General features: G+C 70.9%; 27 protein-coding genes and 1 tRNA gene. 8 read left to right on the plus strand and 20 right to left on the minus strand.

The annotated features are described in order from the left end of the window. Window positions 1-60: 60 nt before the first annotated feature. Entirely contained in the window at window positions 61-519 is a 459-nt protein-coding gene (locus JQS43_RS24330; RefSeq protein ID WP_239676686.1) for a RidA family protein, read from the minus strand. A 35-nt stretch (window positions 520-554) separates the two neighbouring features. Then, window positions 555-710, minus strand: coding sequence for a Sp36 family protein (locus tag JQS43_RS24335; RefSeq protein ID WP_239676687.1), 156 nt, complete (start codon window positions 708-710; stop codon window positions 555-557). A 106-nt stretch (window positions 711-816) separates the two neighbouring features. Here JQS43_RS24335 and JQS43_RS24340 point away from each other — a divergent pair, with 106 nt between their 5' ends. Genes JQS43_RS24340 through bagB form a run of 3 tightly spaced genes read left to right on the plus strand, consistent with a single transcriptional unit; the run spans window position 817 to window position 4,040 of the window. Beyond that, complete coding sequence (locus JQS43_RS24340; protein WP_239676688.1) at window positions 817-1,851, plus strand: Rv0361 family membrane protein; 1,035 nt, start codon at window positions 817-819, stop codon at window positions 1,849-1,851. A 35-nt stretch (window positions 1,852-1,886) separates the two neighbouring features. After that, window positions 1,887-2,873, plus strand: coding sequence for an ATPase BagA (bagA, locus tag JQS43_RS24345; protein WP_239676689.1), 987 nt, complete (start codon window positions 1,887-1,889; stop codon window positions 2,871-2,873). A gap of 51 nt (window positions 2,874-2,924) precedes the next feature. Continuing rightward, entirely contained in the window at window positions 2,925-4,040 is a 1,116-nt protein-coding gene (gene bagB / locus JQS43_RS24350) for an ArsA family ATPase (RefSeq protein ID WP_239676690.1), read from the plus strand. Window positions 4,041-4,090: 50 nt separating this feature from the next. On the opposite strand, the gene JQS43_RS24355 is transcribed toward bagB, so the two are convergent. Beyond that, window positions 4,091-4,378 carry a WhiB family transcriptional regulator gene (locus JQS43_RS24355; protein ID WP_239676691.1) on the minus strand — a complete coding sequence of 96 codons (288 nt, stop codon included), beginning with the start codon at window positions 4,376-4,378 and terminating at the stop codon, window positions 4,091-4,093. 437 nt (window positions 4,379-4,815) lie between these two features. On the opposite strand from JQS43_RS24355, the gene JQS43_RS24360 reads away from it, so the two are divergent. Then, on the plus strand, window positions 4,816-7,296 hold the full coding sequence (locus JQS43_RS24360) for a transglycosylase domain-containing protein (protein WP_239676692.1): 2,481 nt from the start codon (window positions 4,816-4,818) through the stop codon (window positions 7,294-7,296). Window positions 7,297-7,322: 26 nt separating this feature from the next. Here the strand turns inward: JQS43_RS24360 and JQS43_RS24365 are convergent, their stop codons facing one another. Continuing rightward, a complete protein-coding gene (locus JQS43_RS24365) occupies window positions 7,323-7,472 on the minus strand; it encodes a hypothetical protein (RefSeq protein WP_239676693.1) in 150 nt (49 codons plus the stop codon). Window positions 7,473-7,519: 47 nt separating this feature from the next. Here JQS43_RS24365 and JQS43_RS24370 point away from each other — a divergent pair, with 47 nt between their 5' ends. Next, complete coding sequence (locus JQS43_RS24370; RefSeq protein WP_239676694.1) at window positions 7,520-8,221, plus strand: helix-hairpin-helix domain-containing protein; 702 nt, start codon at window positions 7,520-7,522, stop codon at window positions 8,219-8,221. A gap of 74 nt (window positions 8,222-8,295) precedes the next feature. Here JQS43_RS24370 and JQS43_RS24375 read toward each other — a convergent pair whose 3' ends face one another. Next, the gene (locus tag JQS43_RS24375) at window positions 8,296-8,751 is read right to left on the minus strand and encodes a GatB/YqeY domain-containing protein (RefSeq protein WP_239676695.1); all 456 of its coding nucleotides are present in this window, start codon (window positions 8,749-8,751) and stop codon (window positions 8,296-8,298) included. Window positions 8,752-8,814: 63 nt separating this feature from the next. On the opposite strand from JQS43_RS24375, the gene JQS43_RS24380 reads away from it, so the two are divergent. After that, window positions 8,815-9,720 (plus strand): metallophosphoesterase, encoded by a 906-nt coding sequence (locus JQS43_RS24380; RefSeq protein ID WP_239676696.1) that lies wholly within the window; start codon window positions 8,815-8,817, stop codon window positions 9,718-9,720. On the opposite strand, the gene JQS43_RS24385 is transcribed toward JQS43_RS24380, so the two are convergent. Then, on the minus strand, window positions 9,707-10,303 hold the full coding sequence (locus JQS43_RS24385; RefSeq protein WP_239676697.1) for a TetR/AcrR family transcriptional regulator: 597 nt from the start codon (window positions 10,301-10,303) through the stop codon (window positions 9,707-9,709). The genes JQS43_RS24380 and JQS43_RS24385 overlap by 14 nt on opposite strands. 86 nt (window positions 10,304-10,389) lie before the next feature. Between JQS43_RS24385 and JQS43_RS24390 the strand changes: the two genes are divergently transcribed. Both JQS43_RS24390 and JQS43_RS24395 read left to right on the plus strand, forming a co-directional pair. After that, window positions 10,390-10,800 (plus strand): DUF4267 domain-containing protein, encoded by a 411-nt coding sequence (locus JQS43_RS24390; RefSeq protein WP_239676698.1) that lies wholly within the window; start codon window positions 10,390-10,392, stop codon window positions 10,798-10,800. A 41-nt stretch (window positions 10,801-10,841) separates the two neighbouring features. After that, a tRNA-Pro gene (locus JQS43_RS24395) sits at window positions 10,842-10,918 on the plus strand. 126 nt (window positions 10,919-11,044) lie between these two features. Here JQS43_RS24395 and JQS43_RS24400 read toward each other — a convergent pair. The 14 genes from JQS43_RS24400 to JQS43_RS24465 form a co-directional block, all read right to left on the minus strand. Continuing rightward, the gene (locus JQS43_RS24400) at window positions 11,045-12,538 is read right to left on the minus strand and encodes a tyrosine-type recombinase/integrase (protein ID WP_239676699.1); all 1,494 of its coding nucleotides are present in this window, start codon (window positions 12,536-12,538) and stop codon (window positions 11,045-11,047) included. 23 nt (window positions 12,539-12,561) lie between these two features. After that, window positions 12,562-12,897, minus strand: coding sequence for a helix-turn-helix domain-containing protein (locus JQS43_RS24405; protein ID WP_239676700.1), 336 nt, complete (start codon window positions 12,895-12,897; stop codon window positions 12,562-12,564). A gap of 93 nt (window positions 12,898-12,990) precedes the next feature. Next, a complete protein-coding gene (locus tag JQS43_RS24410; protein WP_239676701.1) occupies window positions 12,991-13,257 on the minus strand; it encodes a hypothetical protein in 267 nt (88 codons plus the stop codon). 107 nt (window positions 13,258-13,364) lie between these two features. Then, complete coding sequence (locus tag JQS43_RS24415) at window positions 13,365-13,961, minus strand: HlyD family secretion protein (protein ID WP_239676702.1); 597 nt, start codon at window positions 13,959-13,961, stop codon at window positions 13,365-13,367. Further along, window positions 13,958-14,449 (minus strand): hypothetical protein, encoded by a 492-nt coding sequence (locus tag JQS43_RS24420; RefSeq protein ID WP_239676703.1) that lies wholly within the window; start codon window positions 14,447-14,449, stop codon window positions 13,958-13,960. Before JQS43_RS24420 ends, JQS43_RS24415 begins: the two co-directional genes overlap by 4 nt. An 805-nt stretch (window positions 14,450-15,254) precedes the next feature. Further along, the gene (locus tag JQS43_RS24425; RefSeq protein WP_239676704.1) at window positions 15,255-15,605 is read right to left on the minus strand and encodes a hypothetical protein; all 351 of its coding nucleotides are present in this window, start codon (window positions 15,603-15,605) and stop codon (window positions 15,255-15,257) included. Between the two features lie 11 nt (window positions 15,606-15,616). Continuing rightward, window positions 15,617-15,814 (minus strand): hypothetical protein, encoded by a 198-nt coding sequence (locus JQS43_RS24430; RefSeq protein WP_239676705.1) that lies wholly within the window; start codon window positions 15,812-15,814, stop codon window positions 15,617-15,619. After that, window positions 15,811-16,038 (minus strand): hypothetical protein, encoded by a 228-nt coding sequence (locus tag JQS43_RS24435; protein WP_239676706.1) that lies wholly within the window; start codon window positions 16,036-16,038, stop codon window positions 15,811-15,813. The genes JQS43_RS24430 and JQS43_RS24435 overlap by 4 nt, the downstream gene beginning before the upstream one ends. Then, window positions 16,035-16,241 carry a hypothetical protein gene (locus JQS43_RS24440; protein ID WP_239676707.1) on the minus strand — a complete coding sequence of 69 codons (207 nt, stop codon included), beginning with the start codon at window positions 16,239-16,241 and terminating at the stop codon, window positions 16,035-16,037. The genes JQS43_RS24435 and JQS43_RS24440 overlap by 4 nt, the downstream gene beginning before the upstream one ends. Before the next feature lie 15 nt (window positions 16,242-16,256). Continuing rightward, window positions 16,257-16,910, minus strand: a complete 654-nt coding sequence (locus JQS43_RS24445) for an NUDIX domain-containing protein (RefSeq protein WP_239676708.1) — start codon at window positions 16,908-16,910, stop codon at window positions 16,257-16,259. A gap of 369 nt (window positions 16,911-17,279) precedes the next feature. Further along, entirely contained in the window at window positions 17,280-17,453 is a 174-nt protein-coding gene (locus JQS43_RS24450) for a hypothetical protein (protein WP_239676709.1), read from the minus strand. An 87-nt stretch (window positions 17,454-17,540) separates the two neighbouring features. Continuing rightward, window positions 17,541-17,990 (minus strand): DUF3307 domain-containing protein, encoded by a 450-nt coding sequence (locus tag JQS43_RS24455; RefSeq protein WP_420847623.1) that lies wholly within the window; start codon window positions 17,988-17,990, stop codon window positions 17,541-17,543. Between the two features lie 76 nt (window positions 17,991-18,066). Then, entirely contained in the window at window positions 18,067-20,031 is a 1,965-nt protein-coding gene (locus JQS43_RS24460) for a hypothetical protein (protein ID WP_239676710.1), read from the minus strand. Window positions 20,032-20,040: 9 nt separating this feature from the next. After that, the gene (locus JQS43_RS24465) at window positions 20,041-20,277 is read right to left on the minus strand and encodes a hypothetical protein (protein ID WP_239676711.1); all 237 of its coding nucleotides are present in this window, start codon (window positions 20,275-20,277) and stop codon (window positions 20,041-20,043) included. Window positions 20,278-20,350 lie beyond the last annotated feature (73 nt).

Consider the following 20,350-nt stretch of genomic DNA (forward strand, 5'->3'; position numbering starts at 1 on the left):
GACGACGCACCGAGGTGACATACGGTCACAAGCGGCTACCGCAAAGTAGCGAAACTGCCGCTATGCAACCTCCGCGATCACCTCGACCTCGACCGGAGCGCCCAACGGCAGCTCGGCCACCCCCACCGCACTACGCGCATGCCGGCCCGCCTCGCCGAAGACCGCACCGAACAACTCCGAGGCGCCGTTGATCACCGCGGGCTGGCTGGTGAACCCGGGCGCCGAGGCGACGAACCCGGTGACCTTGACGATCTTGACCACGGAGCCGAGGCCGACCAGGTTGTCCAGGGCCGCCAACGCGTTCAGCGCACACCGGGCCGCCAGCTGGCTGGCCTGCTCGGCGGAGACCTCGCCCCCCACGGCGCCGGTGGCGAGCAACGCCCCATCCGCCAACGGCAGCTGCCCCGACACGTAGACATAATTGCCCGAACGGACGGCCGGCACATACGAACCGGCCGGCACCGCCACCGACGGCAAGGTCAGCCCCAACTCCGACAATCGGGCATAGACGTCAGTCACAATCACTCCTCATCAGACTCACGCCCGCCGGGCGGTCACGACTTCGGCCGCTTGAGGTACGCGACGAGTTGCTCCGGGTTGGGGCCGGGGATGACCGCGACCAACTCCCAGCCGTCCTCCCCCCAGTTGTCGAGAATCTGCTTGGTGGCATGCACCAGCAGCGGCACGGTGGCGTACTCCCACTTCTGCATGACCGCACCCTAACCCAACCGGTACCCGTACTCAGGTGGGCACTGGTGCCCGCCGGGTAGAGTCGGGACCTGCCACAGCACGACTCCCCGCCCCGAGAGCGAGACGATGACTCAGCCCCCGGATGGCTACCCGGCACCGGAGCCCGGTCAGCAACCACCGCCGGCGGATCCCTTCTACGGACCCCCCAGCTGGGAGCCACCGACGCAGCCCGCGTCCGGCGGCGGCGCCCCGCCGCCATATCTGCCGCCGCAGCCTGCGCCGGCGAGTTCACAGTTCCCGCCGCCGCCCGGCCCGCCGGCGCCGCAGAGCGGTCCGCCCGGGACACCCGGTGGCCCGCCCGGGACACCCAGTGGCCCGCCTGCCTCACCTGGGCCGTACGGCGGCCAGCCCGCCGGCCCACCCCAACCGCCCGGTAGCCCGCCACCGTACGGTCCGGCCAGTGGCGCACCGTACGGTCCCGCACCGTACGGCCCGGCCAGCGGCGCGCCGTACGGCCCGGCGGGTGGCCCACCGGGTGGCCCACCCCCGTACGGCCCACCAGCCGGCCCGCCCGGCGGCGGCATGTCGCCCCGGCGCAAGAAGGGCCTGCTGATTCTCGCCGCCGCCCTCGCTGGCGTCCTCGTCCTCTGCGTCGGCGGCGGGGTCGGCGGCTGGCTCCTGCTCCGCGACTCCGACCGTGATGGCGCCGCCACGCCGACCGCCGCGGTGCAGTCGTTTCTCCAGGCGGTCTACCGCGACCAAGACCCGGCCGCCGCGGCCGCGCTGGTCTGCTCGGAGGCGCGCGACGAGGGTGCCCTCAGCACCAAGATCGATGAGGTGCGCGCCTACCAGGACGAACAGGTCGACCCCCGGTTCCAGTGGACCAGTCCACAGATCGTCGACGAGGGCGACGAACTCGCCGTAGTCGCGGTGACTCTCACCATGATCACCGGCGACGAGAAGGTCGCCGAGCAGTCGATGCAGGTAAGCGTCCTCGACAAGGATCCTCACGGTTGGTGGGTCTGCGACGTGGCGACGACCGACGGACCGCCGGACGACCCCGCGACCGGCGACGACCCGGAAGCTGACGACGAGGCAGATGGAGACGCCGACGGGGACGAAGCCGAGGACGACGGCGGCGACGAATCGGCCGACGACTAGCCAGCCCACCCGCGTGGAGGAGTAGCCTCAGCATCGTGCACCTGACGCAGCACGGGCCGGTCCACCCGCAGTGGCCGGCCCGCCTGCATGTGGTCACCGGCAAAGGTGGCACCGGCAAGACCACCGTCGCTGCCGCGCTGGCGCTGGCGCTCGCCGCCGGCGGCCACCGCACCCTGCTGGTGGAGGTGGAGGGGCGGCAGGGCATCGCCCAGCTGTTCGAGATCGACCCGCTGCCATACGAAGAACGACCGATCGCCACCACCACCGACCACGGTGAGGTCCGGGCGCTGGCGGTCGACCCCGAGCGGGCGCTGCTGGAGTACCTCGACCGCTTCTACAAGCTCGGTGCGGCCGGCCGGGCGCTGCGCCGGATCGGCGCCATCGACTTCGCCACCACCATCGCCCCCGGGCTGCGGGACGTGCTGCTGATCGGCAAGGTCAAGGAGGCGACCACCCGGACCGAGGACGGCCACCGCGCGTACCGGGCGGTGGTGCTGGACGCCCCGCCCGCCGGGCGGGTCGGGCGGTTCCTCAACGTCACCGCCGAGACCGCCCGGCTGGCGAAGGTGGGGCCGATCAAATCCCAGAGCGAAGGCGTGGCGGCGCTGCTGCGCTCGCCGATGACCGCGGTCCACCTGGTCACGCTGCTGGAGGAGATGCCGGTCCAGGAGACCGCCGACACGCTGCGCGAACTCGCCGACCTTCGGCTACCGCTCGGCAAGATCATCCTCAACGGCGCCGGGCCACCGATGCTGCCGGGCGAATCGGCCCCGGTCACCCGGGCCCAGCTGCGCGCCGGGCTGACCGCCGCCGGCCTCCCCGCCGACCCGGCCACCGTCCGCGGCCTCCACGCCGAGGCCCGCGACCAGCTGGCCCGGGAAGAGCTCGCGGCGCGGCTCCGGCGCGAACTGGCCGACCTCGGCCGCCCGATGGTCGAGCTGCCGTTCATCCCCGGTGGCGTAAACCGGGCCGGGCTCGGCGCGCTCGCCGCAGCGCTGACCCCGCCCCCCGCCGACGGTTGAGGAGATCACAGAGATCGGCGCCGGGCGGTGCCGGCGGCTAGCCTCGATGATGTGTCGGATCACCTCGCGCTGGCCGTCGACGAGCTCCTCGCCGACCCGGGCGTAAAGATCGTGGTCTGCTGCGGCGCGGGTGGGGTCGGCAAGACCACCACCGCCGCGGCGCTAGCGCTGCGGGCGGCCGAGGAGCACGGCCGGCGTACCGTCGTGCTCACCATCGACCCGGCGCGGCGACTCGCGCAGGCGCTGGGCCTGACCGAGCTGGACAACCAACCCCGGCTGGTCAAGACCGACCGGGACGCCGAGCTGTACGCGATGATGCTCGACATGAAGCGGACCTTCGACGAGATCGTGGCCGCCCACACCGATGAGCAGCGGGCGCAGGAGATCTTCGGGAACCCCTTCTACCAGGCGATGAGCTCCACCTTCTCCGGCACCCAGGAATATATGGCGATGGAGAAGCTGGGCCAGCTACGCGCCGCGGACCGCTGGGACCTGATCGTGGTCGACACCCCGCCGTCCCGCAGCGCGCTCGACTTTCTGGACGCGCCCGCCCGGCTCGGCCGGTTCCTCGACGGCCGGATGCTGCGGCTGCTGTTGGCCCCCGCCCGGGCCGGCGGGCGCAGCATGTTTCAGCTGGTGACCGCGTCGTTCGGGGCGTTCTCCCGGACCGTGCAGCGGGTGCTGGGCAGCCAACTCCTGGGGGACCTGTCCGGCTTCGTGGAGGCGTTGGACTCGATGTTCGGCGGGTTCCGGCAACGGGCCGAACACACCTACCAGGTCCTGCAGGATCCGCAGACGGCGTTCCTGCTGGTGGCGGCGCCGGAGCCGGACGCGATCCGGGAGGCGTCCTACTTCGCGGAGCGGTTGGTCGCCGACCGGATGCCGCTGGCCGGGCTGCTGCTCAACCGGGTCCATGTCACGGCCGCGCCGGGGCTGTCGGCCAGCGAGAGCCTGCGCGGCGCCGAGGTGGTGGCGCAAGAGCATCCGCAGACCGCGGCGGCGCTGCGCGCCCACGCGTCGTTGGTGCAGCGGGTCGGCCGGGAAGAGACCGTGGCGGCCCGGTTCACCCGGGCGTTCCCCGCGGTGCCGGTGGCGACGGTGCCCGCCCAACCCACCGACGTCCACGACCTGGCCGGGCTACGGACAGTCGGGGCGACCCTGGCCTGAGGTTGGTGGGGGTCCGGGCTTCGCCCGGACCCCCACCAACCCTTCATCGACTAGGCGGAAACGAGCTCCTTGTCCCGCATCGCGGCCTCGAAGGCGCGGCGCCAGCTCGCCACGTGCGGGTGCCGGCGGAGCAGCGCCCGCCGTTCCCGTTCGGTCATTCCGCCCCACACCCCGAACTCGATCCGGTTGTCCAGCGCGTCAGCGAGGCATTCGTACTTCACCGGGCAGGCCCGACAGACCCGCTTGGCCACGTTCTGCTCTGCCCCCTGCACGAACAGTGCGTCCGGATCGCCATCCCGGCAAGCCGCTTTACTCGGCCAGTCCGCGATCATCTCCATCTGCCCGCGTCCCCCTTAGTGTTCTCCCGTTTCCCCCGGGCCGCGCCCGCGTTACCTTCCCGGTAACCACGAGGCGGCTGTGCGGCGCATGCCGCCCGCCCATCATGCTCCGTATCCGGATGGTTACGCAACGTCGTCAGGCAAATCTGGCGAAAACAAGTCCAATCACCCCGTAACCCCGAGCTCGACACCGCAAACGGCGCCCCGAACCGGCCCCGGGCTCACCCGACCGTGGTCATCGACCGGCCACCGCGGGCGGCCACGGCCAGGTGTAGCCACGACTCATCACCACCGGAACACCACCGGCGAACCCGCCGCCACACATACCTCGCCGGGCACTGGCGTGTGCCGATGTCACTCCGCCCACCCTCACGTACCCTGTAAACGTGAGTTGGATGCGCCCCCGGGATAACAATCTTTTCGCCAACCTAGGCTCCTTGGTTCTTTGTGGAGCGATCGCCGGAGTGGTGGTGGCGGCCGCCTTCTTCCCCGGCGTCGCGCTCTCCGGCCTGATGGCGAAGGAGAGCCTCGAGCAGTTCGACCAACTCCCGGCCGAACTCCACGTCGACGACGGGCCACAGGTCAGCTTCGTCTACGCCGCCGACGGCACCACCCGGATCGCCGCGATGTACGACGAAAACCGGCGCAACGTGCCCCTCCACGACATCAGCCCCCACATGCTCGAGGCGATCCTCGCCGCCGAAGACCGAAACTTCTACGAACACAACGGGGTCGACGTCCGCGGCATCGCCCGCGCCTTCGTCGCCAACACCGCCGCCGACCAGGTGACCCAGGGCGCCTCCACGGTCACCCAGCAGTTCGTCCGGCTCTCCCTCACCTACTTCTCCGAAGACCTCCAGGACGTCGTCGACGCCACCGAGGAGACCAACGGCCGCAAGCTCCGCGAAGCCCGGTACGCGATCGCCGTGGAGCAGCAGCTCACCAAGGAAGAGATCCTCAACGGCTACCTCAACCTCGCGTACTTCGGCGAGGGCGCCTACGGGATCTTCGCCGCCAGCCAGGTCTACTTCGACAAACGCCCCGCCGAGCTGGAGATCGACGAAGCCGCCTTCCTCGCCGGCCTGGTCCAGGCCCCGTCCCAGTTCAGCCCGAGCGAGGGTGGGCTCGCCGCCGCCACCGAACGCCGCAACTGGGTGCTCGACCAAATGGTCGACACCGGCGCGATCACCCGCGCCGAAGCCGCCGAAGGCAAGCGGGTCGAGCTGGACCTGGAACCCGAGCGCCAGCCCAACATGTGCGTCGGCGTCGCCATCAACCACTGGGGCTTCTTCTGCGACTACTTCTACCGGTGGTGGCTGGAGCAGGAGACCTTCGGCGCCACCCGGTGGGAGCGCGAGCAGCGGCTACGCAGCGGCGGCTTCCACGTCGTCACCACCCTCGACGTGGACACGCAGGAAGCCGCCAAGGAGCACGTCGAAGAACAGCTCGCCACCGGCGACGAGCACGCGCTGATGGTCGCCGCGGTGGAGCCGGGCACCGGCAAGATCCGAGCGATGAGCACCAACCGCAACTTCGCCATCGACGACCCGCAGAACCCGCAGAACGGCCCCCACACCAATCCGCAGGCTCGTGACGAGGGCGTCCGCGGCTCGTACCCGAACACCACCAACCCGTTGATCTCTGGCGGCGGCGACATCGACGGTTACCAGGGCGGCTCGACCTTCAAACTCTTCACCCAGATCGCCGCGCTCGAACAAGGCCTGCCCCTGTCCACCAACATCGACTCGCCCACGCAGATCACCACCAACTTCTACGCCGAGCCCGGCACCTCGGCGGCCTGCGGCGACCGGTGGTGCCCGGTGAACTACCCAGACCAGGAGCCGGGCAACTACAACATGTGGACCGCCTTCGGGCAATCGATCAACACCTACTACGTCCAGCTCGTCGACCGGGTCGGCGCCGACAACGCGGTCGACGTCGCCAAACGGCTGGGGATCAAATTCCGGGCCAGCGGCACCGAAGAGAACCCGCAAGACGCCCAGTACGCCTCCCCCGGCCGCTCATCCAGCTGGGGCCCGTTCACGCTCGGCGTCTCGGCCACCACCCCGCTCGACCTCGCCAACGCGTACGCCACGGTCTCCGCCGAGGGCGTCCACTGCGAGCCGATCCCGGTGGAGGAGATCCGCACCCAGTACGGCGAGAGCCTGGACGTCGCCGATCCGGACTGCGAACGGGTGCTCGACGAGGATGTCGCGCTCGCCGCCATCGACACCGGCCGCTGCGTCACCGGTGCCGGGTCGGAGCTGGGCGGCTGCAGCAGCGGCAGCGGCACCGCCCGGCAAGCACACGACACGGTCGGCAAGCCGGTGTGGGGCAAGACCGGCACCAGCGACGGAGTCCGCGCGTACTCGACCGTGCTCTCCACCAAACAGCTGGTCGTCGCCGGCCAGCTCACCGACCCGGACTGGGCCCAGACCAACCAGCAGATGGAGACCGAGCTGGTCCGCAACGCGGTGATGCGCATCCTCCGCGACGGCACGGCCGACCACGACAGCGAGGACTGGGACGTCCCCGACGACCGGGAGCTGGTCCGCGGCAGCTCGGTCACGATCCCGAACGTCTCGTGCCAGTCGGTGTCGCAGGCGGAGTCTCGGCTAGCAGACGCTGGCTTCGCCACCCGGGTCGCCGGCGGCCGGGTCGACTCTTCCTGCCCGGCCGGTTCGGTGGCCGGCACCTCCCCGAGCGGCGAGACCTCACCGGGCGACACCATCACCATCCAGATCTCCAACGGGTCCGGGGCCGGCAACGGCGGCCCAGGCAACGGCAACGGCGGCCCTGGCAACGGCAACGGCAACGGCGGACCGGGCAATGGCAACGGCCCGCCCGGCGACAACGGTGACAACGACGACGACGCCGACCTCGGCGGCAACACCGACCCCGGCGACGGCGGCGACTAACCCGGCGCCCGGCGCCCGGCGCCGGGTTAGTCGCCGGGCGCGGCGTTCATGAGCGTGTTGACCGACATGCCGGGCGTGTCGGTCAACACGCTCATGATCGGCCGGCAGGTCGGGGCGGTCTGAGCGCCCTGCCGACGACGCCCGTTGCCGGCCACCGTATGTTGACAGCTGCTCATCTGTGATGAGATCGTTCCCGATCCGAGTCTCGTGCTGGAGGTATGCCGTGGGTCCCATTTCAAGTGTGCTGGTGGGGGTGGGGGTGCTGGTACTCCTCGGGCTCATCGTCGGCGGAGTTCTCCTGTTGAGCCGCCGGGCCCGCGCCGCCGACGCGCCGCTGGCGCCGAATCCGCCGGTCGCCCCCACCGCTTCGCCTGACGTACCGATGGACCCGCCGGCTGATCAGGTTCCAGCGCCGAGGACGTCTCCGGAGAATGAGTCCGAAACCGAGGTGCCGCCGGCGCCGGTGCCGGTCGGGTTGAAGCCCGAACCGGTCGTCCCGGACGAGCCCACGCCAGCCCAGCCCGCCCCCGCCCCCGCGGCCACGACGCCCGCCGCTCCGCTCGCGGCCGACCCCACCACCGCGCAGCCGACCCCGGCCGAACCCACCCCGGCCGAACCCACCCTCGCCGAACCCGCGGCCGACCCGATCGCCGCCGCAGAGCCCGTCGCCACAGAGCCCGTCGCCGCAGAGCCCGTCGCCGGGCAACCGGCTGATGCCGGACCGGCCGACGACTTCCGCAAGATCGAAGGCATCGGACCGAAGATGGCCACTGCGCTGCAGTCCGCCGGCATCCGTACCTACCGCCAGCTCGGCGAGACCAGCGAGGCGGAGCTACGCGCAGCGGTCAAAGCTGCTGGGATGCGCGCCACCGCCGCGCTGCCCAAGTGGCCCGAGCGTGCCCGGGAACTCGCCGGCGGCGAGTAGCCCGAACTCGAGTGGGGATGGGTTCGGTGGCCGGAGCCACCAAACCCATCCCCGAACCGGGAGTGCCCGGCCGTTCAGCCACCCAGCTGCCGGCGTACCTCGGCCGCGACCCGGGCCCCGTCTGCCCGCCCCGCCACCGCCGCCCGCGCCGCCTTCATCGCCGGCCCCATCGCCTGCGCACCCTGGAACCCGCCGTCGGTCAGCGCCGCGGCCACCAACTCGGCGACCTCCTCGTCACTTAACTGCGCCGGCAGGTACCGCTCCACCACCGATAGCTCGGCTCGTTCCCGGTCGGCCAGCTCCACCCGGCCGGCCTGCTGGTACGCATCCGCCGCCTCCCGGCGTTTGCGAGCCTCCCGGGTCAAGACGGTGGAGACCTCGTCGTCGGAGAGTTCCCGCGCCGCCGCCTCGGCCACCTCCTCGTTGCGTACCGCCGACAGCAGCATCCGCAGGGTCTCGGTGGTCAGCTGCTCGCGCGCCTTCATGGCGGTCCGCAGATCGGTGGTGAGCTGTTCCTTCAGCGTGCCCATAGTCGACCAACCTACCGGGCACCACCGCGAACCTGCTGGAAGCGCGACCCCTAGGCTGTACGGATGCGGATGCGAACGCTCGGATGGCTCGGCGGCGGACTGGTGGCGACCGGAGCGGCCACCTTCGCGTACGCCTCGTTGGTGGAGCGCAACCTGTTCACCCTCCGCCGGTTCGACGTGCCGGTGCTCGCCCCCGACGCGGAACCGCTGCGGATCCTGCACCTGTCCGACCTGCATCTCACCCCAGGGCAGCGCCGCAAGCAGCAGTGGGTGGCTGAACTCGCCGGCACCGACCCGGACCTGGTGATCGTCACCGGCGACAACCACGCCCATCCGGCTGCGGTGCCGGCGATCGAGTACGCGTACGGGGCGCTGCTGGATTACCCGGGCGCGTTCGTCTTCGGCTCCAACGACTACGCCGGCCCGGTCTGGCGCAACCCGCTCAGCTACCTGCGGCCCCGCGAAGGCCGGCCCTACATCCAGGGTGAGCAACTCCCGTACGAGGAGCTGCGTGCCCTGTTCACCGGCGCCGGCTGGGTCGACCTCAACAACGCCCGTACGGTGATCAAGGCCGGCGGCCGGGCGGTCGAGTTGGTGGGCGTCGACGACCCACACGTGGAACGCGACGACTACCCGGCGGTGGCCGGGCCCGCCTCGCCCGACGCTGATCTCCACCTGGGGGTGACCCACAGCCCGGAGCCGGCGGTGCTGGACGCGATGGCCGACGACGGCTTCACGCTGCTGCTCGCCGGCCACACCCACGGCGGGCAGGTCCGGGTGCCCGGCGTGGGCGCGCTGGTGACCAACTGTGGGCTGGACCGCAAGCTGGCCCGCGGGCTGCACCGGTGGCCGGGCGGGGCCGATCCGACCTGGCTACACGTCTCGGCGGGCCTGGGCACCCATCCGACCGCCCCGGTCCGGTTCGCGTGCCGGCCCGAGGCGTCACTGTTGACGCTCATCCCCCGCTGAGTTCCGGCGGCCGGCTCAGCTGCTCAATGAGCATCCGCAGCCGCTCACTGCGCTGCGCCGGCCGGAGCCGACCGTCCCGGGTCAACATCACCAGGCCGTGCAACGCCGCCCACACCACCTCGGCGAAGGTCTCCCGATCACGCCCTGCGGCGAGCGGCGCCACCACCTCGACCAGTTCGGTGAACGCCTCCCGGAGGTCGGCCGGCGTGTCAGCCTGCGCGAACTGAAGATCGCTGGCGAGGACGAACATCGCGTCATACCGGGCCCGGTTGACCTCCGCGAACTCGACGTACGCCTGGGCGGCGGCGGGTAACCACTGGTCGGGGTCGTGCGGAAACATCGCCCGGGCGCTGCGAAGGGCGGTAGCCAGCTCCGCGAACCCCGCAACGGCGACCGCCGCGACGATCGCGTCCTTGTTGGCGAAGTGGCTGTAGAGGACGGGCTGGCTGTACTCGATCCGGTCGGCGAGGCGCCGGGTGGTGACCGCCTCCCACCCCTCCGCCTCGGCGAGCGCGCGGGCGGCGTCGATGATCAGCTGTCGGCGCTGAGCTCGTTCGCGAGCCTTCCGATCTCCTGGCGGCACCGGTTCACGCTAGCACCGCTAGCACCTTCACCTGGACTACTGCTAGCGTTGCTAGAGAATCGGTCAGCGCTAGACACGGAGCTGTGATGCCACGAACACCCCTGATCCTCGCCGGGCTCCTCGGCGCCGGCATCATCGTGATCGGCCTCCGGTTCCTGATCAGCCCGGAGACGGCCGCAACCAACTTCGGAGTACCAGCCACCGGGTCCGGCGAGGCCTCGGCATACCTGGCGACCAAAGGGGTTCGCGACATCGCCTCCGGCCTGTTCGGCCTACTGCTGCTAGCACGCGGGCTCTACCGCACGCTCGGCGGCTTCCTGCTGCTGGCAGCGTTGATCCCGATCGTCGACACGGTGATCGTGCTCAACCACGGCGGCAGCCTGCCGGTGGCGCTCGGCATCCACGGCGCCACCGCGGCAGCTCTCCTCGGCCTCGGCGGCTGGCTCCTCAGCCAAGCCCGCGACCAGCCACGACACCACGCCGGGGGTATCGGGTAGTAGCGCCCCGCAGGCGTCAGTTAGTATGGCCCAGTCACACTCGGGGTGTGGCGCAGCTTGGCAGCGCGCTTCGTTCGGGACGAAGAGGCCGTGGGTTCAAATCCCGCCACCCCGACCAATGAAAGACCAGGTCAGGGGCGGTTTCTCGAAAGAGGAAACCGCCCCTGAAATTCGTCCGGAGGCCGTTCGGGAGAATTCTGGGAGAAGATCTTGACGGGTCGCCTCCCCGCCGCTGCTGCGGCGGCTACTCACTACGCAGCAACGCATCGAGCGCTGCCACTGGTGACCGCGGGCTCATCTCCCGCCGGGTGGTGAGCGCTTCCCGCCACATCCGGTCCAGCCCGGCCAGCAGCCGGCGGCGCATAGTCGGGGTGACGTGGGCGTAGCGGGCACCGATCGAGCCATCGGTGTGGCCCATCCGGTCGTCCATGAGTACCCGTTCTGTTCGCAGCTCCTCCAGGTGCGTGCGGTGCGAGTGCCGTAGCCCGTGCGGGGTGAGCCCGGCCGCGATCGGTAGCCAGCAGGCATCAGCCCGGCCGCTGGCGTTGCGGCCGCGCGCCGGTACCCCGGGCCAGGGCTCGGCGAGGACCGGCACCGGCCGAGCCTCTTGTGGGGCCTTCTTCGGGTACCAGCCGGAGGCGGCCGGGCCGAACAGCCAGGTGGCGAATCCGGTCCGGCGCCAGTGCGGTACGGGCTCGGCCCGCAGCCGGTGCCGGGCGAACCCGAGGTCCGCGATCGCGGCCTCAACGCGGACGCGCGTACGCTCGGCCACCACCGCGGGCCGGTTGAGGACGTTGGACACGGTGCCGGTGGACACCTCGGCCCGGCGTGCCACGTCGACCAGGGTGGCACCGAGCTGGCCGGAACTCCCCCGGCCTTGGAAGACGTAGGTCTTGCCGTGGCAGGCGCAGGGCTTCGGGCGGGTACGTGCGAGGTGCTGGGCCACGAGGTCAGCCAGCCAGCCGGGCAGGTCGATGGTGCGGTAGCTGTCGTCCTTTGGCGGGCACCGCACCAGCTCCCCGGTGTCCAGCTCGTAGAGCTGCCACTCCACCCGCACGGCACCCGGGCGGATGAACTCGGTCTCCAACCCGACCAGCTCACCCCAGCGAATCCCCGTGAACCCCTTCAGCAGCAGCGCCACGAACTCGTCATCCCGACCAGACAGCAGGGCGGCCCGCTCGGCGATCAGCAGCACACCGAGCGCGGTGGTCACCGTCTTCTCCGGACCACGGTTGCGGGACCGGCCGGCCCGCTTGCCCCGCCCGCGCCGCTTGGTCGCCGGGTTCGCGCCAATCAGCCCTTCCTCCAAGGCGTCGGCGAGCACCAGGTGCAGGGTGCTCCGCCAGGTCTTCACACTCGCCGCCGCGTACACCTTGCGCTCCCGCTTCTCCCATGCCTCCACGTCGGCGCTGAGGATGCTCACCAACGGACGATCACCGAACTCGGGCAGCAGGTGTTCCTCCAAGTGGCGCCGGTAGTTCTGCATGGTCGAGGCCGCCAGGTCCTGGGCGGCGTACCACCGTGAGGCGTAGGCCCCGAAGGTGACCTGGCCGGCGGCTGGGTCTCGCCAGCTCCCGGCGCGGATCTTGGCCTCTTCGGCGTCGGCGGCCTGCTTGGCTTCCCGCTTGGTGCGGAAGCGAATCGTCTCACCATGTGCGTTGCACACCGTGCCGTACCGGCCCGCGCCGATCTTGTACCGGCCGCGCCAGTAGCTCCCGCGGTTCTCTGCGTATCCCAAGGTATGACTCTCCTTTGTGTTGGCTATGCCGCGTCGCGGGCACGGCGGGGCGGGCGTGCCCGTAGTTCGACCAGCGGCCGCACGGGTTGCACGACCGGTCGGCGCTTCCGGCCGGTGGTCACCTCGGGCTCGCGGTGCTCGTTCGGTCGCTGCTCGAATATGCGGACGATCTCGTGGACGTGCTCGGGGGTGAACCGGTAGGCGCCGCCGGTCTTGGTGAAGGGGATGCGCCGCTTGCGGGCCTGTTCCTTGATCCACCACTCGGAGCAGCCGAGGGCGCGGGCGACCTCGGCGGGCGTCAGTAGTCGTAGGAGTACGTCGCCGGGGGCATGGTTCCGTCCTGTGCTGGTGCGGGTCATGATGGGGGCGCTCCTCTCGGCTCGGGCTGATAGGGGTGCGGCCCTGGCGCGGTTGCTTGCAGGCGGTGCGCCAGGGCCGCTGCTCCGGGGGTGTCAGTCGTGGGCGAGGGCGGTGCGGATCGCAGCGAGCCACTGGTTCATGTCGCGGGGCGGGCTCCACATTCCGGCGGCGACCTGCTGGGCGGCCTCGGTGATGGTGCAGTCCATCGCGGCCAGGTGCTTGCGGTCGCGTAGCACGAGGGCGACGGCGAGCTGCTGGCCGGTCGACCAGGCCCGGTTCGGGTGGCCGTTATTGTGGGCGAGCGCCCACCGGCATCGGGCCAGTACGTCGGTGGCGAAGCGGTCGAGGGTTGCGGTCACGGTGATCGGTCCTTTCGCGGGATGAGAGTCGAAGGGCGTCAGCGGGGCGTGGTTGCCGCCAGGTGTTGCGCCTGGGCCGCATTTCTCCTACGCGGGTCAGGTGTGCGTCACCTCCCCGCGCTGCCGGTTGCGAACGGGTCGACCCCGCTCCCTCTGCACCTGTCGCATGCGTTTCCGGTGAGGCGGGATCGGCCCGTACCTCCGCACATCCCGCAAGGCACCTGCTGTCTGCGATCCACGGCGATCACTTCCTCCCGGTGGTCAGCGAGTACGGGTGACCTCGGCCTGGTCGATGACGGCGAGGGTTCGGGTGGTGGTTCGGGATTGCCGGTGGTCAGCGCCTCGCGGATCTCGTCGCCGGCATCCCAGGTGCGGCGCATCTGGTCGAGCAAGGCTCCGGTGTGGTCGAGCCGCGCCCGCTGGAGGGCGAACATCTCGGTGATCACCGCGTCAGAGATGCGGTCGAACTCGGCGTGCGCTTGGGTGACCCGCTGCCGTGCGGCGGTGATCTTTGCGGCGTCACCTTCGCGTTGTGCTCGGGTCAGGCGGCTCTGGGCGGCCGAGACGCGGCGGTAGGCGCTCTGCTGCGCGGCGGCCAGTTCGGCCATCCGGGCGCGGGTGACGACGCCCTCGGCGCTGCCGACCACGGCCAGGTCGTTGAAGCGGCGGTGCTCGGCCTCGTAGCGGGCGTTCGGGTCGCTCACCGCTTCCTCCCCGTCGTGATCGGGGTCAGCCGGGCGCCGATGAGCCGTTGGCGGGCGTCGTTGGCGTGGCCGGTGCACAGCAGCGTTTCGCCTCCGGCGGTGTCGCGTACCTGGTAGGCGGCTGGCTCGGTGCAGGGCAGCCCGGCGCGGTCGTGATCCCACCGGCGGCGGCATCCGATCCGCTGGCACCAGCTGCGACCGCCGGAGCCGGCCAGGGTGTTGCCGTGTTCGGGGCACAGGCCCCAGTCGGCGGCGCAGGTGCCCCGGTTGGCGATGCGGGTCAGGTAGTCGGCGGTGGTGATCAGCTCGCCGGTCACCCGGTCAGCGGCCGAGACAGCTTCATCCAACCGGAAGCCGGCCCTGCGGGTGGGCTCGTCATCGGTACGTCGCAATCGGTCGCCAGCGGCTCGGATCGCGCGTGCGAGGTTGGTGGCCTGTTCGGCGAGGCGGCGAAGGTCGTTGATGGTGGTGGAGGTGGTACGGGACACGGTCGGACCTCTTTCGACGGTGCTGTTGGGCGACGGTAGGAAGCGGGCGTGTCCGGAACCGTGTCCGGAACCGTCATCGAAACCGCCCCTGGTTCAGGTGTTCGAAGCCTCCGAGGATGGGCGTGGCCTGCGCGAGAAGCTCCCGGGTGGTGGCGCGGAGCCGGTGGTCGGACCTCTTCGGCGGTGCTGGTGGCGACCGTAGGAAGCGGCCGTTAGCGAAACTGCTACTAGTAGCGGTGGGCTCAGAGGGCGGGCGAGTCCACTGGCAGCGCGAGCCGAGCAACCCGGCGGTTCGTCGGCCGTGCCCAGTGGCCGGGTATCGGCAGGTTGTCCTGTTGCGGGAGTGGCCGCCCCCGGTCTGGCGCCGAACAGGCGCAAGTTCCTGGTTTCGCCGTTGCCGACCGCGCCCGGTCGGCTGGCCGCGCTTAGCGCCGCCATAGCTTGCTGCGGCTACGGTTATCCCTGCTCTACCTTGCTGGGGGCTGCCCCGGCGGGGGCAACCCAGCGCTACTACCACCGCGCGCGCAACGGCGCTGCGCGAACTCGTTCGGGGCACCGGAGTGTGGCAGCCCCAGCGCGAGGCCGGGGAAGCCCTTGTTGTCGGATCGCGTCATCGGGTCCGGTGCCGGTGTGGTTGTCGACGCCGGAGCATCGGCGCTGTCGTCAGGTAGGGCCGGCGGTTGTCGTCAAGGGCCGGCCGGCGCTGTCGACAAAGCTGTGCGGCCCCGCCGCGCACCGCTACTAGTAGCGCTGGCGGCGATACTAGTAGCGGTACCCGTGGTGGTGGCCCGGCGCGGCGAGGCAGCTACCGGAGTGCGGCGATGCGGCGTTCGAGCTGCCGCCGGAGCTGCTGCTCACTTTCCCGGTCGCGTGCGATCACGGCGTTGCGGATGTGCTGTACGAGAGTGACGATCGCGGTCCGATCGCCGCGGCCGAGGTCGCGGACTACCACGAGTGGGCCGTTGATACCGGGCCCGCCGCGGTCGATGATGGGGCCGGCCCGGTCTTTGCCGATGACGATGCGCCAGTCGTATTTCCCGGGCCGGCGCTCGACGTCGATAACGTTCCAGGCGAACCCGCGCCCGCGGTTGTCGACCGCGATTTGCATACCTACCTCGACCTCGGTCCAATAGATGTCGTAGGGCTTGGATGCCATGGGTTTCCCTTTCAGCGTGGCTGCTGGGGGTGCCGCCGGAGGCGGCGGGGGAACGGGATGACCTCCTCGGTGCCGTCATCGAGGTAGCGGACGTGGACGTTGCGGGGTCCACCACCGGGACCACAACGGGCGAGCACGACGCATGGCCGGGGCGGGTCGTAGCGGCCTGCTTGCCGGTCGCCGGGGTCGAGGTAGCGCCGGCCGATCACCGGTGCCCGATCAGGGCGTCGATGGCAGCCTCGGCGCCGCGGTAGCCGTGGGCGAAGCCGCCCCGGCCGTCGCCGACCAGGTCCAAGTTCGGCCCGGTGTAGATACCCCAGGCGAAGGCGTCGGTGTGCAGTACCCGGTACTCGCGGCCGTCGACGGTGACGGTGTACCCCTTGCCTTCCTTACGTACCCGCCGGTCCCGCTCGTACCTGCCGAGCCGGCTCACGAGGGCACCTCCCGGTAGCCGCGGAAGTCCCAGGCTTCCATCTGCTCCTCAAGCCTCACCGCATCGACGGTGACTACCCGATTCGCGGTCTGCACCGTCCACCCGCCACCACGGCCGGGGGTAATCGTCACTGTGCCGGCGCCGGGCTTGGCCAGGATGAGCGTGCGGCGGCTCGCGGCCGCCATCCAGTTGAGTGTCTTCATTTAGTCACCTCGTAGTCACTTGGCCAGCGCGTCGGCCAGCATCTGCCGGTGCGCGGCGAATACCTGGCCGCGGTGCTGCGTGGCCAGGTGGCGAGTGAGCTTCTGGTAGGTGTCGGCGATGCACCATGCCGCGCGGGCGGCGTCGTCGCCGCCGTGCACCGCAGGAAGCCGGTCGACGGCTCCGAGGCCGATCCGGACCAGAGTGGTCACCATCCATGCCTCATCGGTGGCACGCGGGTCGGGGACGATCCGTGGCCGCTGCGCGGTCGTCGGGGTACGTGCTGGCAGCCGAAGCCCGGTCTCCTCCCGCAACTCGCGGATGGCGGCGGCTGTTGCCTGTTCGCCGGGGTCGACGTGCCCGCCGGGCAGGGCCCAGCCGTGCCGGTCGGCTCGTTCGACCATCAGCAGCCACCGGTGTCCGTCGTGGTCGGCGGTGACCATCGCGTCGGCTGCCTGCGCTTCGCCCCAGTGGCCGAGTTCGCCGCGGCCGTGGCGGATGCCGGTCGGCGCGGTGGGGTTGAGGGGGCGGCCGTTGATGACCTTGAACGGGATTGCGGCGTGACGTTGCCGGCTGGGCCAGTCGATCCGGGTCGGGTCGGTCTGGGGGTCTGCCCAACCCTCTCGGACTCCGCGAGTCAGGACATCGGGGTGGGTCCAGGTGCGGCCCATGCGTTTCTCCTTCGATGATTTGAGGATGTGGACAAGTCAGCGGCCCCGAGAGGGATCTCTCGGGGCCGCGGTGAACGAGCGGGTCAGAGGCGGAGTGTGATCTCGCCGGCGCCGCGGGGTATCAACAGGGGGTTACCGCCGGGGGGCGGCCGGGTGCGGTGGGTCCGGGATGGGTCCGACATGCCGCCAGTACGGGTCACGCCCGGCGACCCTCTCGATGGTCTGGCCGCACGTGCGGCACGTGTCGCAGCAATATGTCTTCATGGGCATCTCCTATTCGGTGACCGCCCCAGCGGGGGGAGGGTGGGCATCTCAAGGGGGCAGGCGGCGGAGGAGGCTGGCTTAGCGGCTCACTGGTCGCTTAGCGGCTCACTGGTCGTCGTCGGCGTTTCCACCGGTTTCGGCGTACTCCTCCCACTGCCGGGAGTAGTACGCCTGCGAACCAGCCAGCTCCTCGTCGAACTCCAGCGGGTCGATGAGGGCACCGGGCCGAGCCGGGACAGCGGTTGCTCGGATCAGGTACGTGGGTTCCTGCTTGGACATGTTGGTCTCCTTCTGGGCGCCACCGTGACGCCCCAGCCACACCCGGGACGGCCGGGCCGGGCATGACTGGTGCTCCAGGGGTGCGGGTCAGGTGATGATCAACGCGGCGACCAGTAGCCAGGCGATGTGCCAGGACTGGTCGAGGGCGTAGGCGCCGGTGCCCAAGCTCGGGTTGTCGTCGCGGCCTGGCCGCGGCTGACCGAGCGTCCAGAACTGTGACGCGCCTAGTAGGTCGGCGAGCCGGCGCAGTGGTGTGCGCCGGTCTGCGAGGTAGTGGGTAGCGGCGGAGACCGCGAGCCCGGCGGCCAGGGTTCCGGGGTGCAGGTGGAGGCTGGTCGGCCAGGCCACAGCCAGCAGGGCGATCAGCCCGGTGGCGGTGTAGGTGGCGACGTGCCGGGCGCAGGCGAGCCGGCCGGGCCAGCCTGGTTCGCCTTTGCGTTCGGCCTGGGCGCAGGTTTGGATCCAGTGGTCGCCCACCTGGTGGGCGACGTAGAGGGCGACGAAGGCGGCGGCGAATTCGCCGGCATCGGTCATCATGGGGGTGCTCCTTCGTGGGAGTGGCGGGCCGGTCCTGTGTGCTGTCCAGGCGAGGCAGGGCCGGCCGCGTGGTGGTTCAGGCGTCGGTCGGGCGCCAGACGCCCTTCTTGATCCGGCGGGCCTGGCCACGGTCGGCCAGCTCCCGCAGCGCGTTCTCTACGGACTTCTCGCTGTACTGGGAGCGTTCGCGTAGCTCTTTGGGGCTGGTTACACCTTGAGCGAGCAGCTCGCGCACGGCCTCGACCGCGGTCCGGGGCCGGCCACCGCCACCGTCTGGGGTGGCCTCGGTGTTGTCTCCGGTCGTGGTGTCCGCTGGTGGCCACGAGGGGAACGGGTGGACCTTCGGCCCGGCCGCCGCGGCGGCCAGCACTGGCCGTTTGGCGGTGAGCGTGGGTACGTCCTCCCCGCGGGCCAGCGCCGCCAGTGCGGCGCCGAGGGCTTGCTTGTCGGACTGCTCCCGCTCGCGGCGGTTCTGGTAGCCCTCGCCGACTGCTTTGGTGCCCATGGTGTCCAGCTCGGGCCAGGCCACCTGCGCGGCGGCGTTGTCACGAGTCTGGTCATCGAGGTAGAACCCGCGAAAGGGCGCGCTGCGGCGGGTGCCGGTGTCGTCGACGAGGAACCCGTAGCCGGGCACCCTCGGGAACCCGGACGGGTCGACATCCACCCCCGGCAGGACACTCTTGGCCTGCTTGGACTTGATCCGCATCAGCACCACGTTGCCGGCGCACACGTTCGACCGCAGCGCCTCAGAGCCGCCGAAGGCATCCAAGGTGGGTACCTGGGAAGCGAGTACGAGCGCGATTCCGACCTTGCCGCCTTCGCGGGCCAGCTCGGTCGCGGCAGCGCGCATCTTCTCGTCTGCCATCGGCCCGTGCGATTCGTCGATGACCAGCAGCAGCCCGCGGCGGGACTGGGTCGGGGTCCAGCCTTCCCATTCGTGGTAGGCGTTCTCGACCTGGCGTAGCCGCTTGAGCGCTCGGGCGGCATCCAGCATCGCGGCGATGCCGTCGGGGTCGCGGGCGACCCAGTCGGCGTGCCCGGCCAGAAACGGTGAACTGGCGCCGCCTTGGGGGTCGCCGAACCACACCACGGTGCCGGCGCCGCCAGCCGCGCCCAACGCCAACGCCTCCAAGAGGCGGGATTTGCCGGATCCGGTGGAGCCGACCACAAACCCGCCGTAGAGCCGGTTGTCGGCCGCCAGCAGCCACTCGGCGCTGCCTTCCCCGTCGACGTAGGGGCCGAGCACGATGTTGCCGCTGTGCGGGTTGTACGCCGGCCCCGGCCACGGCTGAGCCTGCCGGAGCACCTTCGACTGGCGCACGATCGTCAGCTGGATGATCGACTCGTCGGTCTCCGGGTGCGGTTCAAGGATCAGGTCCTGGTCGCGGCGCAACCTCAGCCCAGTACGCAGCTTCGGTAGCGTGTTCTGCGCCCCGGATAGGGTCTGCCGGCCGGGGACCAGGTGTAGCTGGTACCGCACCCCGGTCGGGATCACCTCGGCACCCGACAGCGAGCTGCCCGGCAGGGCATCACCCGAGTTGCCGCCGATGTGCTCTGCCCACAGCAGCGCGGGGTCGTTCGGGTCGTCTTCGACCATCACCGGCGGCATGGTCACCGGCGGGTCAGGTAGCCGGTGCCGGCGCCACCATCCCAGCGCCGCGGTGTATCCGCCGGCCGCCAGCACCGCGGTTGAGGTCCAGTCGATCCCCGCGGCGGCGGCCACCCAGCCGCACCAGCACGTCGCGGCCAGCCCGGTAGCCAGCTGCCGGACCGTGCCCGCCCGGCCGGTCTTGCCCCGCCGCATCAACCACCGCACACCGGTGCCGGCGGCCCCGGCCGCGAGTACGCCACCGGCGACGGTGGCCGGGTCGGTGACCGCGGCGAGCTGCCCAACCGCAGCGCCTCCGGCGGCCAGCCCGGCCAGCAGGTAGTGCGGCCGCGCCTGCTTCGACAGCCGGGTGGGCATCGTGTTGGTCCGATCGCGGCGCAGCCTGGCGTTCACCGTCGCGCCCAGCTCGTCTTTGCTGGTCTTCTTGCTCATCTGCGGCTCCTAGATGCGGTCGGCGCGGTAGCCGATCACTGTGCTGCCTGGCTTGACGACATCGATCCCCTGGCTGACGTGTGCATCCCCGCCGCCGAGCACGGCCGTGAGGGCGTCGCGCAGGTTGCGGGCGGTTCCTGCGTCGGTGGCGACACAGTCGTGCCCGTCGCGAAGCGAGACGCTGATCGTGACCTCGCCGTCTGGGGAGAGGGTGACGGTCACGGGGCCTCGGGTTGCGGTGCGCATGGTGTGTCCTTCCTGGTCGGTTGTGGTGTCGGTAGCTACGACAGGGCGCCCGAGAGGAGATGTCCTCTCGGGC

Source organism: Natronosporangium hydrolyticum, from assembly GCF_016925615.1.
GTDB lineage: Bacteria > Actinomycetota > Actinomycetes > Mycobacteriales > Micromonosporaceae > Natronosporangium > Natronosporangium hydrolyticum.